The organism is Thalassobius vesicularis, assembly GCF_004799325.1.
GTDB lineage: Bacteria > Pseudomonadota > Alphaproteobacteria > Rhodobacterales > Rhodobacteraceae > Thalassobius > Thalassobius vesicularis.
The window spans coordinates 396,505-413,245 of sequence record NZ_SSMD01000003.1; the positions used below are offsets into that span (position 1 = coordinate 396,505).

General features: G+C 64.4%; 14 protein-coding genes. 3 read left to right on the forward strand and 11 right to left on the reverse strand.

The window, feature by feature from the left end; genetic code table 11:
- Window positions 1-2: 2 nt before the first annotated feature.
- Window positions 3-335 carry an SMR family transporter gene (locus tag E7681_RS08370; RefSeq protein WP_136338816.1) on the forward strand — a complete coding sequence of 111 codons (333 nt, stop codon included), beginning with the start codon at window positions 3-5 and terminating at the stop codon, window positions 333-335.
- Window positions 336-406: 71 nt separating this feature from the next.
- On the opposite strand, the gene E7681_RS08375 is transcribed toward E7681_RS08370, so the two are convergent.
- Window positions 407-691: a DUF2218 domain-containing protein gene (locus E7681_RS08375; RefSeq protein WP_136338817.1), complete on the reverse strand. Its 285-nt coding sequence runs from the start codon at window positions 689-691 to the stop codon at window positions 407-409.
- Window positions 692-770: 79 nt separating this feature from the next.
- Window positions 771-1,649, reverse strand: a complete 879-nt coding sequence (locus E7681_RS08380) for an NAD(P)-dependent oxidoreductase (RefSeq protein ID WP_136338818.1) — start codon at window positions 1,647-1,649, stop codon at window positions 771-773.
- Between the two features lie 84 nt (window positions 1,650-1,733).
- On the opposite strand from E7681_RS08380, the gene E7681_RS08385 reads away from it, so the two are divergent.
- Window positions 1,734-4,202 carry a penicillin acylase family protein gene (locus E7681_RS08385; RefSeq protein ID WP_136338819.1) on the forward strand — a complete coding sequence of 823 codons (2,469 nt, stop codon included), beginning with the start codon at window positions 1,734-1,736 and terminating at the stop codon, window positions 4,200-4,202.
- A 216-nt stretch (window positions 4,203-4,418) separates the two neighbouring features.
- Here the strand turns inward: E7681_RS08385 and hflX are convergent, their stop codons facing one another.
- From hflX to trkA, 4 genes are all read right to left on the reverse strand, one after another.
- Entirely contained in the window at window positions 4,419-5,690 is a 1,272-nt protein-coding gene (hflX, locus tag E7681_RS08390; RefSeq protein ID WP_136338820.1) for a GTPase HflX, read from the reverse strand.
- Window positions 5,690-5,929 carry an RNA chaperone Hfq gene (gene hfq, locus E7681_RS08395; RefSeq protein ID WP_136338821.1) on the reverse strand — a complete coding sequence of 80 codons (240 nt, stop codon included), beginning with the start codon at window positions 5,927-5,929 and terminating at the stop codon, window positions 5,690-5,692. Before hfq ends, hflX begins: the two co-directional genes overlap by 1 nt.
- 128 nt (window positions 5,930-6,057) lie before the next feature.
- Entirely contained in the window at window positions 6,058-7,527 is a 1,470-nt protein-coding gene (locus E7681_RS08400) for a TrkH family potassium uptake protein (protein ID WP_246032438.1), read from the reverse strand.
- A 45-nt stretch (window positions 7,528-7,572) separates the two neighbouring features.
- Window positions 7,573-8,949 (reverse strand): Trk system potassium transporter TrkA, encoded by a 1,377-nt coding sequence (trkA, locus tag E7681_RS08405; RefSeq protein ID WP_136338823.1) that lies wholly within the window; start codon window positions 8,947-8,949, stop codon window positions 7,573-7,575.
- A 111-nt stretch (window positions 8,950-9,060) separates the two neighbouring features.
- Here trkA and E7681_RS08410 point away from each other — a divergent pair, with 111 nt between their 5' ends.
- Entirely contained in the window at window positions 9,061-9,507 is a 447-nt protein-coding gene (locus E7681_RS08410) for a hypothetical protein (protein WP_136338824.1), read from the forward strand.
- 3 nt (window positions 9,508-9,510) lie between these two features.
- Here E7681_RS08410 and ntrX read toward each other — a convergent pair whose 3' ends face one another.
- From ntrX to dusB, 5 genes are all read right to left on the reverse strand, one after another.
- A complete protein-coding gene (ntrX, locus tag E7681_RS08415) occupies window positions 9,511-10,920 on the reverse strand; it encodes a nitrogen assimilation response regulator NtrX (protein ID WP_136338825.1) in 1,410 nt (469 codons plus the stop codon).
- A 13-nt stretch (window positions 10,921-10,933) separates the two neighbouring features.
- The gene (locus E7681_RS08420; protein ID WP_136338826.1) at window positions 10,934-13,192 is read right to left on the reverse strand and encodes a sensor histidine kinase NtrY-like; all 2,259 of its coding nucleotides are present in this window, start codon (window positions 13,190-13,192) and stop codon (window positions 10,934-10,936) included.
- An 87-nt stretch (window positions 13,193-13,279) separates the two neighbouring features.
- Complete coding sequence (locus tag E7681_RS08425; protein WP_136338827.1) at window positions 13,280-14,647, reverse strand: response regulator; 1,368 nt, start codon at window positions 14,645-14,647, stop codon at window positions 13,280-13,282.
- Window positions 14,647-15,738: a two-component system sensor histidine kinase NtrB gene (locus tag E7681_RS08430; protein ID WP_136338828.1), complete on the reverse strand. Its 1,092-nt coding sequence runs from the start codon at window positions 15,736-15,738 to the stop codon at window positions 14,647-14,649. The genes E7681_RS08425 and E7681_RS08430 overlap by 1 nt, the downstream gene beginning before the upstream one ends.
- Window positions 15,735-16,718: a tRNA dihydrouridine synthase DusB gene (dusB, locus tag E7681_RS08435; protein ID WP_136338829.1), complete on the reverse strand. Its 984-nt coding sequence runs from the start codon at window positions 16,716-16,718 to the stop codon at window positions 15,735-15,737. Before dusB ends, E7681_RS08430 begins: the two co-directional genes overlap by 4 nt.
- Between the last annotated feature and the right edge of the window lie 23 nt (window positions 16,719-16,741).

Consider the following 16,741-nt stretch of genomic DNA (forward strand, 5'->3'; position numbering starts at 1 on the left):
CAATGCAAACCTATCTCATCCTCTTCCTGGCCATCGTCGCCGAGACCATCGGCACGACCGCCCTTCAGGCCAGCCAGCAATTCAGCCGCCTGGGCCCGTCCGCCCTCGTCATCGCGGCTTACGGAGTCAGCTTCTGGCTGCTCTCCCTCACCCTGAAAACCATGCCCGTCGGCATCGTCTACGCGATCTGGAGCGGAACCGGCATCGTCCTCATCGCCCTGATCGGCCTCGCCGTGTTCGGCCAACGCCTGGACCTGCCTGCCATCCTTGGCATGGGCCTGATCCTCAGCGGCATTCTGGTCATCCACCTGTTCTCAGCCACCGCGCCGCATTGAAAAAAGCCCCCGAAGGGGCCTTCTTCTTTTTCCAAATATCCCGGGGGTGAAGGGGGCAGCGCCCCCTTCGGTCAGCCGTCCCAGTGCATCGCCTCGAATCCTTCGCGGAAGGCAAAGCGCGCCAGGTGCTTGTCGATCACCATATGCGCGCGCTCCAGCAGCGCCGGGTCCTCGTACTCGAACCGCACGATCAGCCCCTCTGCATCCGCCGTCATGTAGGCGGTGCCGAAATCGAAGGCACAGGTGCCCTCGGTCTCGGTAAAGCTGACCTCGCGCTTGTGGCCGAAGTGCTTGCACAGCTGTTGCAGAAACTTGGACCCGTTCGGCGTGGCGAATTTGCCTGTGGTGACGTTCATGCGCGCATTCCTTATCTGATTATTTCAGTCAAGTATCACGCAGAACGCCAAAATCAAGGGTATTCCCCCCAATCCCCCCTCAGGATTTGTCCATCACCCGCAGCCGCTTGATCAGGCTCGAGGTATCCCAGCGCGCGCCGCCCAGTTTCTGCACGTCCTTGTAGAACTGGTCGACAAGTGCGGTCACCGGCAGGCTGGCCTCGATCTCGTCCGCCGTACGCAGGCAGATGCCCAGATCCTTGCGCATCCAGTCCACCGCGAAGCCGTGGTTGAATTCGTCGTCCAGCATGGTCTTGTAGCGGTTCACCATCTGCCAGCTGCCAGCTGCGCCGCCGCCGATCACCTCGACCACCGCGCGCCCGTCCAGACCGGCCTTCTCGGCGAAGTGCAGCCCTTCGGACAGGCCCTGCACCAGGCCCGCGATGCAGATCTGGTTCACCATCTTGCACATCTGGCCCATGCCGCTTTCGCCCAGGCGTTTGCACATCTTGGCATAGGCGTCGATGATCGGTTCGGCCGCCGCATAGGCCGCCTCTTCGCCGCCGCACATCACCACCAGCTGGCCGTTCTCAGCCCCCGCCTGACCGCCCGAGACCGGCGCGTCCACGAACGCGACACCCGCCTCGGCCGCCACGCCGTGCAGCTCGCGCGTGACCGCCGCCGACACCGTGGTGTGATCGACAAAGATCGCGCCCTTGGCCATGCCCGCGAACGCCCCGTCCTCGCCCAGACAGACCGAGCGCAAATCGTCGTCGTTCCCGACACACGCCATCACGAAATCGCATCCCGCCGCGGCCTCGCGCGGGGTCAGCCCCATGCCGCCACCATGCTGGGCCACCCATTGTTCGGCCTTGGCCGCGGTGCGGTTATAGACCACCACCTCGTGCCCGGCCTTCGCCAGATGGCCCGCCATCGGATAGCCCATCACCCCCAGGCCCAGAAACGCCACTTTTGCCATGTCACACTCCCCTTGCGTTTGTATTCCCCCTGTTTTGTGGCTAGCTAACGGCGCAAAGGCAAGGGCGAACAGGGACTCAGCGCAATGGTGACTTTCATCCGATGGCTGTTCAGGCTGACAGCGGCAGCAATCATGCTGACCGTTCTGGCTGTGCTGTCGATCTATTACCTGACCTCGCGCTCGTTGCCGGATTACGACAAGACCCTGTCGGTCGCGGGCCTGACCGCCCCGGTCGAGATCGTGCGCGACAACGCCAACGTGCCGCATATCTTTGGCAGCACCGACGCGGATGTGTATTTCGGCCTGGGTTATGCCCATGCGCAGGACCGGCTGTGGCAGATGGTGACGATGCGGCGCACCGCGCAGGGCCGCCTGTCCGAGGTCTTCGGCCCCCGCACGGTCGAAATCGACAAGCTGATGCGCCGCTATGACCTCTATGCGCTGGCCCAGAAATCGGTCGGGGCACAGGACGCCCGCACCCTTGCCGCGCTGACCGCCTATGCCGCCGGCGTCAACGCCCGCATCACCGAGGTGAACACAGACGCCTTGGGCCGTGGCGCGCCCGAGATGTTCCTGTTCGACGTCGCCGTCGCCCCCTGGACCCCCGCCGACAGCATCGCGATGGGCAAGCTGATGGCCGTGCAGATGATGGGCCAGCTGGACAAAGAGGTGCTGCGCGCCCGTACTTCGCTGCTGTTGCCCGACGCCAACCGCCTGGCTGACATCCTGCCCGATGTGCCCGGCACCGGCATCGCCGCCCTGCCCGCCTATGCCAGCCTGATCGACGCCCCCCTGCCGCACTACGCGCAGAACACCGACACGCTGCGCGATCCGCTGTCGCCCTTCCACCGCTCTGAACTGGCGGGCGCGTCGAACGCCTGGGCCGCTGCCCCCAACCGCTCGGCCGCCGGTGGCACACTGCTGGCCAACGATCCGCATCTTGGCTTTTCCGCCCCCGCGATCTGGTATCTGGCCCGCCTGCAACTGTCGCAAGGCGGCGTGATCGGCGCCACCATCCCCGGCATTCCCGCGATCCTGTCAGGCCGGTCCGAGCGTCTGGGCTGGGCCGTCACCTCCTCGTACATGGACGATCTGGACGTCTATATCGAAAAACTGAACCCCGAAAACCCCGAGGAATACCTGACCCCCACGGGCTACAAACCCTTCACCACCCGCAAATCGATCATCGAGATCGCGGACGAGGCCCCCGTCACCATCACCCTGCGCTGGACGGAAAACGGCCCCGTCCTGCCCGCCAGCCACGCCAACCTTGCCACCATCACCCCGCCGGGCCATGTCGCCACCGTCGCCTGGACCGCGCTCAGCCCGCGCGACACCACGATCAGCGCCGCCATCGGCCTGATGGCCGCCGACAGCGTGCAATCCGGCATCGCGGCGCTGGAACCCTATGTCGCCCCCTCTCAGAACGTCACGCTGGCCGACCTCGAAAATATCGGCATGAAAACCGTCGGCGCCATGCCTCGCCGCGCGGCCGAGCATCAAAGCCAGGGCCGCATGCCCACCCCCGGCTGGATCCAGGCCAACCGCTGGCAGGGCCGCTCAGCCTATGCGGCGAACCCCGAATTCGTGCAGCCACAGGGCGGCATCATCGGCAACACCAACAACAAGACCGTCGAACGCCCCTTCCCGCTGCATGTCAGCTTTGACTGGGGCGACTCGCAGCGCGTGCAACGCTGGCAGCGGCTGATGCAGAACCGTCAGGTCCACACCCGCGACAGCTTCATCGAGGCACAGCTGGACACCGTCAGCCCCGCCGCCCGCACCATCCTGCCCCTGATCGCCGCCGACCTGTGGTTCACCGGCGAGGCCGCCCCCGAAGGCACCCGCGAACGCCAGCGCCAGCGCGCCCTGACCCTGCTGGCCGTGTGGAACGGCGAAATGAACGAACACATGCCCGAGCCGCTGATCTACGCCGCCTGGGTCCGCGCCCTGCAAACCCGCCTGATCCAGGACGAGCTGGGCCCGCTCGCCGCCGAATATACCCATGTGGAGCCGCTGTTCCTTGAACGTGTCTACAAGGACGTCGCCGGCGCCTCGGTCTGGTGCGACGTGCTGCAATCCGCCCCCAGCGAAACCTGCGCCGACATGGCCCGCATGGCGCTGGACGACGCCCTGATCTGGATCGAGGAGCACTACGGCACCGCCCTGGAATCCCTGCGCTGGGGCGACGCCCACCAGGCCACGCATGACCACCCGGTGCTGGGCAAGGTGCCGCTGCTGAAGCATTTCGTGAACATCCGCCAATCCACCTCGGGCGGCGATTTCACCCTGAACCGAGGCAAAACCGGCGCCGACCCGGCCGCCCCCTTCCTGAACGTCCACGGCGCAGGCTACCGCGGCGTCTACGACTTCGCCGACCCCGACAGCTCGGTGTTCATCACCTCGACCGGCCAGTCCGGCCACTTCCTGTCCCGGCACTACGACGATCTGGGAGAGCTCTGGAGACGCGGAGAATACATCCCGATGTCGCTGGACGCCGACCTCGCCCGCGCCGCCGCCGTCGGCACCACCCACCTGATCCCCACCCCCTGACCGCGCGCCGGCGGAGAGCTGGCGCCGTGAGTATTTGGTTCAGAAAGAAGCCAGGGTGCCGTCCTTATGAAACCCGCGCGCGGGCGGAAAAGGACGCCAATCTGCTGGCTTCTTTCTGACGAAAATACTCAAATCCGGCGCTACAACAGGCGCGCGGCTGGGTTTGGGGCAATTCCTGTGGTTCAGCGGGCCAATCACACAAACCACCTGAATTATTCACAACTCGCGGTAGCGTTTTTCCTGCCGGTCGGTCCAGCGTACGGTCAGATCAAAACCGTCTTCGACCTGTTTTTCCGCCTCGACGACCTCTTGCTGGAACAGCCAGGCGCGTTTCTTGCCTTCCGAGAAGGTCAAGTGCAAGTGGCTGAGGTGATGCTCGGGGGCTAGGGCGCGGGTGATCCGCTCCATCAGCTCGGGCAGGCCTTCGCCGGTGATGGCCGAGATCGCAAAGACGTTGTCTTCGCGGGCGGCGCGGGCGATGTGGGCTGCTTTAACGTCGTCGCTGAAGTTGTCGATTTTGTTCCACAATTCCAGAACCGGCACGTCTTCGGGAACGCCGAGGGATTCCATGATCTCCTCGACGTTTTTCTTCTGCCCCTCCGTCTCGGGGTGCGAGATGTCGCGGACGTGCAGGATCAGGTTGGCGGCCAGCACTTCCTCCAGCGTGGCGCGGAACGAGGCGACCAGTTCGGTCGGCAGATCGCTGATGAAGCCCACCGTGTCGGACAGGATAACCTCGGGGCCGTCGGGCAGTTCGACGCGGCGCATGGTCGGGTCCAGCGTCGCGAAGAGCATGTTCTTGACGAACACATCGGCACCCGTCAACCGATTGAAAAGCGTGGACTTTCCGGCGTTGGTATAGCCCACCAGCGCGACGATCGGGTACGGGATCTTGGCGCGGGCAGCGCGGTGCAGCTCGCGGGTTTTCACGACCTTGTCGAGCTGGCGTTTCAGCCGCACCAGTTGTTCATCGATGGCGCGGCGGTCCGCTTCGATCTGGGTTTCGCCGGGGCCGCCGACAAAGCCAAGCCCGCCACGCTGGCGTTCCAGGTGGGTCCAGGCACGCACCAGTCGGGTGCGTTGGTAGCTGAGCGCCGCCATTTCCACCTGCAACACGCCTTCGCGGGTGCGGGCGCGGTCCGAGAAGATTTCAAGGATCAGGCCGGTCCGGTCCAAGAGTTTGACATTCCACTCTTTTTCCAGGTTGCGCTGCTGCACCGGGCTAACCGGACCGTCGATCAGCACCAGCTTGACCTCGGCCTCTTTGAACTTGGTTTTCAGCTCTTCGATCTTGCCCGAACCGAACAGCATCCCCGGATGGGGGCGCGCGACGCGGACGTTTTCGCCGCCCAGGACCTCGAGGTCGGGCAAGGCATGGGCCAGGGAAATAGCTTCGTCCAGCGCGAATTGGGCTTCGCGCCGGTCTCGTTCAGCCTTGAAATCGGGATGCAGAACCCAGGCCCGGGTTGCCTCCCGCTCATGCGTCATCAATTGGTGTCGTCGCCATCATACAGGTTGATCGGCTGCGCCGGCATGATCGTAGAGATCGCGTGTTTATAGACCAGCTGTGACTGGCCATCGCGGCGCAGAAGGACGCAGAAGTTATCGAACCAAGTGATAACCCCTTGAAGTTTAACGCCATTAATCAGGAAGATCGTGACCGGAATCTTGGTCTTCCGCGTATGGTTCAGAAATGCGTCCTGCAAGTTTTGCTTATCAGAAGCCATGAAATAGACCTTTTTTCTTGCCCGGGGTCGCGGACCGCCCCCTTATTCCTCGGGTCGAGTATGTCGCGCCTATGGCGGAGTTTCCAGCCCAAAAATCAAATCCTTAGCCGGAAAGGGCGCAAATTGTCTCAGGAGCGCCAAAGGTCGCTGGCCAGAAGGGCGATGATGGCCAGCAACTCCAGCCGTCCCAGCACCATGCCAGCGCAGAAAATCATCTTGGCGCCATCGGTCAGGCTCAGCAGGCTGATCGGGTCTTCGGGGGTCAGGTTGATCAGCGGGCCCGTGGTGGACAGGGCCGAGATCGCCAGGATGATCGAGTTCTCGAAATTCACGCCGAACAGGGTGAACAGCACGGTGAAGCCGGAAATCGTGATGGCGAACAGCATGAAGAAGATCCAGGCGATATAGGCGCCCTGCTTGCGGATCTTGCGGGAATAGCCGGGCGAGCGCCCGACCGAGGACGGGTGAACCATACGCTCCATCTCGCGCAGGCCGTTGAGGTACAGCGCCCAGATCCGCAGCAGTTTGACCCCGCCCGCCGTGGTGGCGACGCCGCCACCGATCACGGCCAGGCCCAGGAACAGCGGCCCCGCGGCCGTCAGGCCCGACCATTGCTGCGCGATCTGCCAGTTGGCGCTTTCGAAGCCGGTGGTCGTCAGGATGGACAGGACGGTGAAAACCCCGCCCCACAGCGCCTTCAACACCTCAAGGAACCCGCCTTCGATCACCGGGGTGGGGCCGATCCAGTGCCGCAGCAGCAGCGCGACGGGCAGGCCGAACGTGATCAGCAGGCCCAGACGAAACTCGGGGTCTTGCAGGATGCTACGGCGGGCGGACGTCACCGTGTCGCTGGAAAAGGTCAGCCGGGACAGCGCGAACAGCATGAACATCGCCATCACCATCTCGCCCGGAAAGCCCGAGGCCGCGTTGTCTGCCCCACCGATTGGTGAAATGCCCGAGGTCGACAGCACCGCCATCGCGTGGCTCAGCCCGACCAGAGGGGAGTCACCGCTGACGACCAGCATGATCCACAGCGCCAGCGTCAGGCCCGCATAGACCGGCGTCAATTGCGCCGCCACCCGCAGGATGCGTTTCTGCGGATCGGCGCGATCCAGACCCCGGTCCAGCCCGTCGCTATGGCCCGGCTCAAGGGTCGAGGTGACCTCGAACCCACCCAGGTTCAGCGGCGCCATGATCGCGGCGGCGGCGACCCAGATCAGCAGCCCGCCCATCCAGCCGACCTGCGCGCGCCACAAATGCTCGGTCTCGCTCAGGCGTTCGGGGCGGAACAGCGTGGCCCCGGTGGTGGACAGGGCCGAGCTCATCTCGACATAGGCGTTGACGAAATTCGTTGTCCGCACCGCCTCGTAGAACGGGACGGCCAGCATCAGCGGCATCAGGCTGAAACAGGCGAACAGCGCCAGCAGGTTGCCCATGTCGCCGCGCGTGCGTTTCCGGCCGGCCTGCGCCAGCGCCACAAGGCTGAAGATCAGCAAAAACAGCGTGCCCGAGTAGAAAAAGCTGCGCGCGTCGTGCAGGTTGTCATGGGCCAGCGCATGGGCAGCAGGCACATACATCGACAGGGCGAAAATCCCCATCAGGATCAATAACAAAGGAAGGTTGAGCAGCGCCTTCCACATGGCTCAGAAGAAGTCGATCGAGACTTGCAGCAACCGCTCCACCTCGGGCACGTCCGACGCCATCGAGAAGATGACGATCACGTCCCCTTCGTCGACGCGGGTGTCGCTTTGCGGTTTGACGACCTTGCCGCCCTTCTGGATCGCGCCCACCAGCACCCCCTCGGGGAAATCGATGTCGCGGATTTTCTGACCCGAGATCGGCGAGGTCGACAGAACCTCGGCTTCGATCATCTCGGCCTCGGCATCGCCGATCGAGTAGACGCCACGCACACGCCCGTGCCGGATGTGCCGCAGGATCGAGGACACCGTGGTCGCGCGCGGGTTGATATAGGCGTCGATCCCCAGCGGCCCCATCATCGGCGTCAGCGTCGGGTCGTTGATCAGCGCAATCGCCATCGGACAGCCTTCGGCCTTGGCGCGCACGGCGGCCAGCATGTTGGTCTTGTCGTCGTCGGTGACACACAGCACCGCGTCGGCGCGGCCGATATTGGCCTCGGTCAGCAGGCCGACATCCAGGCCGTCGCCGTTCAGAACGATGGTCCGTTCCAGCGCATCGGCGGCGCGCTCAGCCTGCTTACGGTTCTTCTCGATCACCTTGGCGCGTACCCGGTCAACGCGGGTTTCCAGCGCCCGCGCAACGGCCAGACCGACGTTGCCGCCGCCCACGATGACGACACGTTCCTGTTTTTGGTTGGTCTTGCCGAACACTTCCATCGTGCGCGGCACGTCCTCGTTCGCGGCAAAGACATAGCATTCGTCGCCCACGAACAGCTGATCGCCCGGATTGGGCGCGAAAAGCGAACCTTCGCGGCGCACGCCCACCACCACGACACGCAGGGTGGAAAACAGCTCGGACAGCTGCCGCAGCGGCGTGTTCACCACCGGGCAGTCTTCCTCGATGGTGATGCCCAGCAGCTGCGCCCGCCCGCCCAGGAACCGCTCGGTATCAAAGGCCGAGGGCGAGGCCAGACGCTGCAAAGCCGCCTCGGCCACTTCGCGTTCGGGGCTGATCACGACGTCGATCGGCAGGTGATCGCGGCGGTACAGGTCAGAATAAATCGCGTTCAGATAGCTTTGGCTGCGCAGGCGCGCGATCTTGCGCGGAATGCCGAAAACCGAGTGCGCAACCTGGCAGGTGACCATGTTCACCTCGTCCGAATAGGTCGCAGCAATGATCATGTCGGCGTCGCGCGCACCCGCACGGTCCAGCACGTCCGGGTACGAGGCAAACCCCGTAACCCCCTGAACATCCAGCGTATCCGTCGCACGCCGCACCAGATCCGGGTTGTTGTCCACGACGGTCACGTCGTTGCGCTCTCCGGACAGGTGGCGCGCGATCTGCCAGCCGACCTGACCTGCCCCGCAGATGATGACTTTCATGGCAACGATCCCCTGTTGTCAGGGGCATTGGATGACACGACCCCGCAGCACGGTCAATTGATTTGTCGCAGCCGCAGCACTACGTTGTGCATATTGGCTACGGAGGCCCGAATGCGTCAGTATCTGTTTGTTTCCGCTTCACTTGCACTGCTGGCCGGCTGCGTCCCGGTCGAGGTCTACCACAAGGCAGGCGCCTCTCTGTCCCGGCTGCAGGCCGATGAAACCGCCTGTCAGGTGGACGCCCTGAAACAGGTGCCCGTCGCCCGGATGACCCGCATCACCCCGATCCGCACCCTGCCCCGCGAGGTTTGCAATGGCGCCGGGAAATGCCGGGTCGTCTACATGGAATTCGGCGGCGAGGTCGAAACCTACGACGCCAATCTGGACCTGCGCAAAAAGGTCGAGGCGCAGTGCATGGCCAACAAAGGCTATTCCCAGATCGAGCTGCCGATGTGTGAAACCGCCCCGGCCACCCTGCCCGGCAAGGTGCCTGCGCTCGCCTCCAACAGTTGCGCCGTGCGGACCAAGACGGGCTATCGCGTGGCGACGCCCGGCTAAGGCTCAGTCCTCGTCGTCCTCGCCTTCGATCTGGGCAATCCGCGCGCCGGATTTGTTCGTCGTGACCACGTTCAGCGACTTCAGCTTGCGGTGCAGCGCGCTACGCTCCATGCCGACGAAGTTCGCGGTGCGGCTGATATTGCCGCCAAAGCGGTTGATCTGGGTCAGCAGGTATTCACGCTCGAACACCTCGCGCGCCTCGCGCAGCGGCAGCGTGGCCAGCGCACCGGTCAGCACGATGCGTTCGTCGTCGCCGCCGCCCTCGCCATCGCGCGGCAATTCGCGCGCCTGGATGGGGTCGCTGCCTTCGCCCAGGATCAGCACGCGTTCGATCAGGTTTTTCAACTGTCGCACGTTGCCCGGCCAAACCATCGTCTGCATCAGCGCCACCGCATCGTCCGAGATTTCCCGCAGCGGCAGGCCCTGCGTGCGGTTGAACATCTCGACGAAATGCCGTGCCAGTTCCGGAATGTCCTCGCGCCGCTCCTCCAGCGAGGGCACGGCAATCGGAACCACGTTCAGCCGGTGGTACAGCTCTTGCCGGAACCGGCCCGCGGTGATCTCGCCCTCAAGGTTGCGGTTGGTCGAGGAAACGACCCGCAGATCGACCCGCACCTTATCCGTGCCGCCCACGCGGGTGAATTGCTGGTCCACCAGCACGCGCAGGATTTTCGACTGCGTGCCGGGGGGCATATCCGCCACCTCGTCGAAAAAGATCACGCCGCCATGCGCCTGTTCCAGCAGGCCCGGCTCGATCCCGCGCTCGGCGCTTTCGCGGCCGAACAGCACCTCTTCCATCCGGTCGGGTTCAATCGTGGCGCAGGGCACGGTGACGAACGGCGCCGAGGCCCGGTTCGATTTGGCATGGATATAGCGCGCAGCCACCTCCTTGCCCGAGCCCGCAGGCCCCGTCAGCATCACCCGCCCGTTGGATTTCGTCACCTTGTCCAGCTGCGACACCAGCACCCGGAACGCCGCCGAATTGCCCACCATCACGGCCGAGCTGACATCCCGACGCCGCAGCTCCTGGTTCTCGCGGCGCAGGCGCGAGGTCTCCATCGCGCGCCGGATCACCACCAGCAGCTGGTCGATGTTGAACGGTTTTTCGATGAAATCGTACGCACCCTGCTTGATCGCCGCGACCGCGATCTCGATATTGCCATGCCCCGAGATGATGACGACCGGAATATCGGGATTGTCGCGTTTCACCGTCTTCAGGATGTCGATGCCGTCCATCCGGCTGTCCTTCAGCCAGATATCCAGGATCATCAGCGCGGGCGGCTCCGAGTTCACCTCTTTCATCGCGTCATCGGAATTTCCGGCCAGACGGGTCGAATAGCCCTCGTCCTCCAGGATGTCCGAGATCAGTTCGCGGATGTCTCGTTCGTCGTCAACGATCAGAATGTCACTCATGTCGTCCTCAAATTCATTTTTCTTGTTCTTGTGAAATCTTGGGTTGGGCGTCCACCAGCGGCAGGCGCATCACCGCCATCGCCCCGACACGCCCCGTGTCGTCAAACGAGGGCGCGTCCTCCAGCGACAGCGTCCCGCCATGTTCCTCGACGATCTTGCGCACGATGGGCAAGCCCAGACCGGTGCCCTCGGCGCGTGTCGTGACGTAAGGCTCGAACAGGCGCGCGCGGTCCTCGGGCAGGCCGATGCCGTTGTCGGCGATCGTCACCTCGGCCCAGCGGCCATCCTTGCGCGCGGCGATGCGGATTTCCGGCTGGAAGCCAGAGGGATCGGATTTTTCCACATATGTTTGAATGGCTTCGCCGGCGTTCTTGATCAGGTTTGTCAACGCCTGGCTGATCATCGTGGCGTCCAGATCGGCGTCCAGCGGGTCGTCCCGCAGGTCCGAAACGATCTTCACCCCCGGCTGTCCCGACTGTTGCAGCACCACCGCGTCCAGCACCAGCTTGCTTAGGCTGGCCATGCGGCGATCCGGTTCCGGCATCCGCGCGAACTTCGAGAACTCATCAACAATGCGCCGCAAGTCGTTGGTTTGACGCACAATTACGTCCGTCAGCTGCTCCAGATCATCCGACAGCGCCTCGTCCAGATGGCGGCTGAACTTGCGCCGGATGCGTTCGGCCGACAGCTGGATCGGGGTCAGCGGGTTCTTGATCTCATGCGCGATGCGCCGCGCGACGTCGCCCCAGGCCGCCATCCGTTGCGCCGCCACAAGGTTGGTCACGTCGTCGAACGCCACCACGTAGCCGTCCAGCCGTCCGTCCTCGGTCCGGCGGGTTGCCATGCGGACCAGCAGGTTTTCCAGCCGCCCGTTACGCGTGACCTTGATTTCCTCTTGCACCGCCGGCCCTTCGGCCTGCCGCAGTTTCTGGAACAGCCCCTCGAATTCCGGCACCGCGACGGCCAGCGCCAGCGATTGCTGTTCGTCGTGCCAGTCCAGCAGCCTCTCGGCCGAGCGGTTGACGAAGGCCACCCGCCCCTCGGCGTCCAGACCCACCACGCCCGACGTAACCGAGCTGAGCACCGAGTCGAACAGGCGCCGCCGCCGCTCGATCTGGCGGGTGCTTTCCAGCAGGGTTTCGCGCTGGCCTTTCAGCTGCCGGGTCATCTGGTTGAAATAGCGCGCCAGCATGGCGATCTCGTCGTCGCCCTCTTCCTCGACCACCTGCACGTCCAGATCGCCCGAGCCGACCCGCTGCGCCGCCCCCGTCAGCCGCCCCACCGGGCGCGACAGGCGTTCGGCGAACCACAGCCCCAGCCAGATCGCCGCCAGGATCAGGATAACCGCGAAACCCAGGTAGATCAGGCCGAACTCGAACAGCACCCGCCCGCGCTCGCTTTCCAATTGCTGGTAAAAGCGCGCGGTTTCCTTGGTATCGTCCAGCAGGCTCAGCAATTCGCCATCCACGTTGCGGCTGACATAAAGGTAGCGATCGACAAAGGATTTAAGCTGGATCAGCGCGCGGAATTCGTTGTTGGCCCAGTCCTCGATGATCACGATGTCGCTGAACGACGCCTGTTGCAGCTGCTCTTTCGTCGGTTGCTCGAAATCGAACAGGTAAGAGCGGTCGCCACGCGCCCGGATCGCGCCGGTGCCGTCGATCACATAGGCCTCGCGCAGGCCGCGCTGGATTTGCGCCTGGCCTTGCGTCAGCACCTGCCGCACATCGGCGTCGGACATAAAGAACGTGGCGCTGCGCGTCGCATCCATGAAGCCCGCCAGCCCCAGCGCGTCCTGACGCAGATCGCGCCGGTGTTCTTCCTCATAGGCTTCGGCGGCGTTCAGCGAACTGCCCACCACCTGCCGCACACGGTCGGAAAACCAGCCCTCAAGGCCGACGTTCACCGTCAGAGCCGCAAAGATCGCGACCGAGATCGTCGGGATCAGCGCCAGCCCCGCAAACGCCCCCGTCAGACGCAGGTGCAGTCGCGAGCCCGCCGATTGCGCGCGCCGCGCCGAGACCAGCGCCACGATGCGTTGCAGCACCAGGGCGGCGACCAACAGAACATAGACGAAATCGGCCAGCAGGATCAGCCGCAGGCTGAGCGAGGACGACCCCTGATCCAGCGGCCCCAGGATCAGGAAGGTGGACAGCGCCAGCACCGGCCCCAGCAGCACCAAGGCAAAGGTCGCCGCATTCTGGACGCGCCGTTGCCGTCTCAGTCGCTGGAATCGCTGCCAGGTCGAACTGTTTCGTGCCCGGGAAGCCACCCGTCACCCCATCCTGATGTTTGGCCGCTTGGGCCGACCGCTCATTATCGTGACCCGATGCAAACGGGTCACTGTTCTGTTGCGGTTTTACATCAACTTCCGGCGGCGTGTCACGCGAATATCCAGATCGGTGATCTTCTTGCGCAAAGTATTGCGGTTGATGCCCAGCAGGTCCGCGCATTTCGCCTGATTGCCGCCGGTGGCCTCCAGCGCGATCTCGATCAGCGGGGCTTCGACCTCTTTCAGGATGCGCCCGTACAGGCCCGGAGGCGGCAGCATGTTGCCGTGCAGATCGAAATACCGACGCAGGTGCCGCATGACCGAGGCCGACAGTTTTTCCGTGTCACCACCGCCCAGCACCGGCTCCATCTCGGGTTGGTTGCCCAGCACGGCCTCAACCTCGGTGCGGGTGATCTCATCCGCGCGCGAGGTCAGCACCAGCCGCTTGATCGCGTTCTCCAGCTGGCGCACGTTGCCCGGCCAGCTATAGGCGCGCATCAGTTCCAGCGCGTCTTTGGACAGCGCCCGTTTAGGCGCGCCGTCACGTTCTGAGCGGGCCAGGAAATGCTCGGCCAGCAGCGGAATATCCTCGACCCGTTCGCGCAAGCTGGGCACCTGTAGCGTCGCGCCGGACAGGCGATAGTACAGATCCTGCCGCATCCGGCCGCTTTCCAGCGCGTCCGACAGATCGCGCTGGCTGGTCGCCATGAAGCGCGGAACGCTGTCGCCGGGGCTGTCCATCATGCGCACGATGCGGGCCTGCACCTCGGGGTCGATATCGCCGATCTCGTCGATCAGCAGCGTCCCGCCTTTGACACGCGCCAGCACACGGGCGGGGCCTTCGATGTCCTGCAGGTCGGATTCCGTTACCGTCACGAACGGCAGGTTGCGCCGGTCTGAAAAATCGTGGATCGCCCGCGCGATCAGCGACTTGCCGGTCCCGGATTCACCGGCGATCAGCACCGGCAGGTCGGTGTTCATCACCTTGGCCACCAACCGGTACAGCGCCTGCATCGCGGGCGTGCGACCCACCAGCGGCAGATCGTCGGGGCGCTCGTTCTCCTCGGCGGCGCGCGCGGGCGAGGCACGGCGGCGCTGCTCAAGCGCCCGCGCGGTCCGCTTCATCAGGTCGGGCAGATCGAACGGCTTGGGCAGGTAGTCATAGGCCTCGGCCTCGGCCGCCTGGATCGCGGTCATGATCGTGTTCTGAGCCGAGATCACGATCACCGGCAAACCGGGCCGATCCTGCGCGATCTTGGGCAGCATTTCCAGCCCGTTGCCGTCGGGCATCATCACGTCGCTGATGACCACGTCGCCCTTCCCTTCGGCGATCCAGCGCATCAGCGTGGTCAGCGAACTGGTGGCGTGCACCTTGCACCCGGCCCGTGTCAGGGCCTGTGTCAGGACCGTTCGGATCGTGCGATCGTCATCGGCGACAAGTACGGTTCCGTCCATCAGCTGCTCTCCTTCTTCTTGCGGCGCCTCTTGTCTTCGGGCGCCAGCGGCAATGAAATTTTAAAGACCGTGCGGCCGGGAACCGAGTTCACCGAAATCCAGCCGTCATGGTCGGAAATGATTTTGCTGACCAGCGCCAGGCCCAGCCCGGTGCCGTTTTCGCGGCCAGATACGAATGGGTCGAAAATATCGCCCTTGATGTCCTCGGGCAGGCCGGGGCCATCATCAATGACTTCGATCTGCAAGGGCAGCGCCTGCCCCGAGCCATCGCTGCGGCGCAAGCGGAAACTGTGCTCATAAAAGGTGTGTAGACGGATCACGCCGCCCTTCTTGTCCGCCGCCTCCGAGGCGTTCTTGACCAGGTTCAGGATCACCTGCAACAGCTGGTCCGGATCGCCCCAGGCCAGCGGCAGCGAGGGGTCGTAATCCTCGATGATCTTCATATGCGCGCCGAACCCCAGCAGGGCCGAGCGCCGTGCCCGGTCCAGCACGTCGTGGATATTCACCGCGCGCCGGTCGGGGGCGATCAGGTTGCCGAATTGCTCGACCTGCTCCAGCAGCTTCACGATGCGGCGGCATTCGGCGACGATCAGGTCGGTCAGTTCCTGATCCTCGGGCGACAGGTTCATCGACAGAAGCTGCGCCGCGCCGGTGATGCCCGCCAGCGGGTTCTTGATCTCGTGCGCCAGCATCTCGGCCATGCCGATGGCGGATTTCGCCGCCGATTTGACGCTGTGGTTCTGGGTCATCCGCCCCGCCAGCTCGCGCGGCGAGATCAGGAACAGCATGAACCCCGGCTGCCCCTGCAGCGGAGAAATCTGCAAATTGCAATGCAGCGGTGCCCGTTCGCCGGTGCCGACATCCACGTCGTTCACGAACAGCGGCGTGCTGCTGCCCCGCGCGCGGCTGAACGCCTCTTCCAGCGGGGCGTCGATCATGATGCGGTCCCAGACGGGCTGCCCCTTGATCGACTTGGCCGAGGCATTCAGGAACCCTTCGGCCGCGGGGTTGATGTCGACGATCATGTCGTCCGGCCCCACCAACACGGCGGGCACGGGCAGAGAGGACCAGACAGAGCTGTCTTCGATCATGCGGCTACCTTCTCGGAATCGAGCAACGCCCGCGGCAACAGCCGCAGCACCTCTTGCGGGTCACGGCAGGTCAAAACGGCGCGGCGCAGGGACGCTGCGGTGCCGGCCAGATCCATGTACCATCCCAGATGTTTGCGCGCGACGCGCAGGCCCAGATCGGGGCCGTAAAAGCCCAGCATCGCCTCGTAATGGGCGCTGACCATGTCGACCAGATCGTCGCCTACGGGGATTTCGGGGGCATCGACCCCAAACAACTCATGCGCGATTTGCGCCAGCACCCAGGGCTGCCCCTGCGCACCCCGCCCCACCATCACGCCATCGGCGCCCGAGCGTTGCATCGCCAGCCGGGCCGAGCCTGCATCCACGATGTCACCATTCGCAATCACCGGGATCGAGACCGCCTGTTTCACCGCCGAAATCGCCGCCCAGTCCGCACTGCCCTTGTAGAACTGGCACCGCGTGCGGCCGTGGATCGTGATCATGCGGATCCCGGCGTTTTCCGCCCGCTTCGCCAGCTCGGGCGCGTTCAGCAGCGCGTCGTCCCAGCCCAGCCGCGTTTTCAGCGTCACCGGCAGGCTGACCGCCTCAACCACCGCCTCGATCAGCGTCAGCGCGTGGTCCAGGTCCTTCAGCAGGGCCGAGCCGGAATAGCCGTTCACCACCTTCTTGGCGGGACAGCCCATGTTGATGTCGATCAGCCGGGCCCCGTTCGCCTCGACCATGCGGGCGGCCTCGGCCATCCAGTGCGCCTCGCGCCCGGCCAGTTGCACGGCGGTGTTGGCCGAATCGAATCCCAGCTCGGCGCGTTCGCGCACCCCCGGCTTGGCCTGCACCATCTCTTGGCTGGCGACCATTTCGCTGACCACAAGCCCTGCGCCAAAGCGCGCCACCAGATCGCGGAACGGCAAATCCGTGATTCCGGCCAGCGGCGCCAGAAAAACCGGCGGGGTCAAAATGTTGTCGCCAAGCGTCAGAGACACATGCTTAATCCTTGTGCATTTGC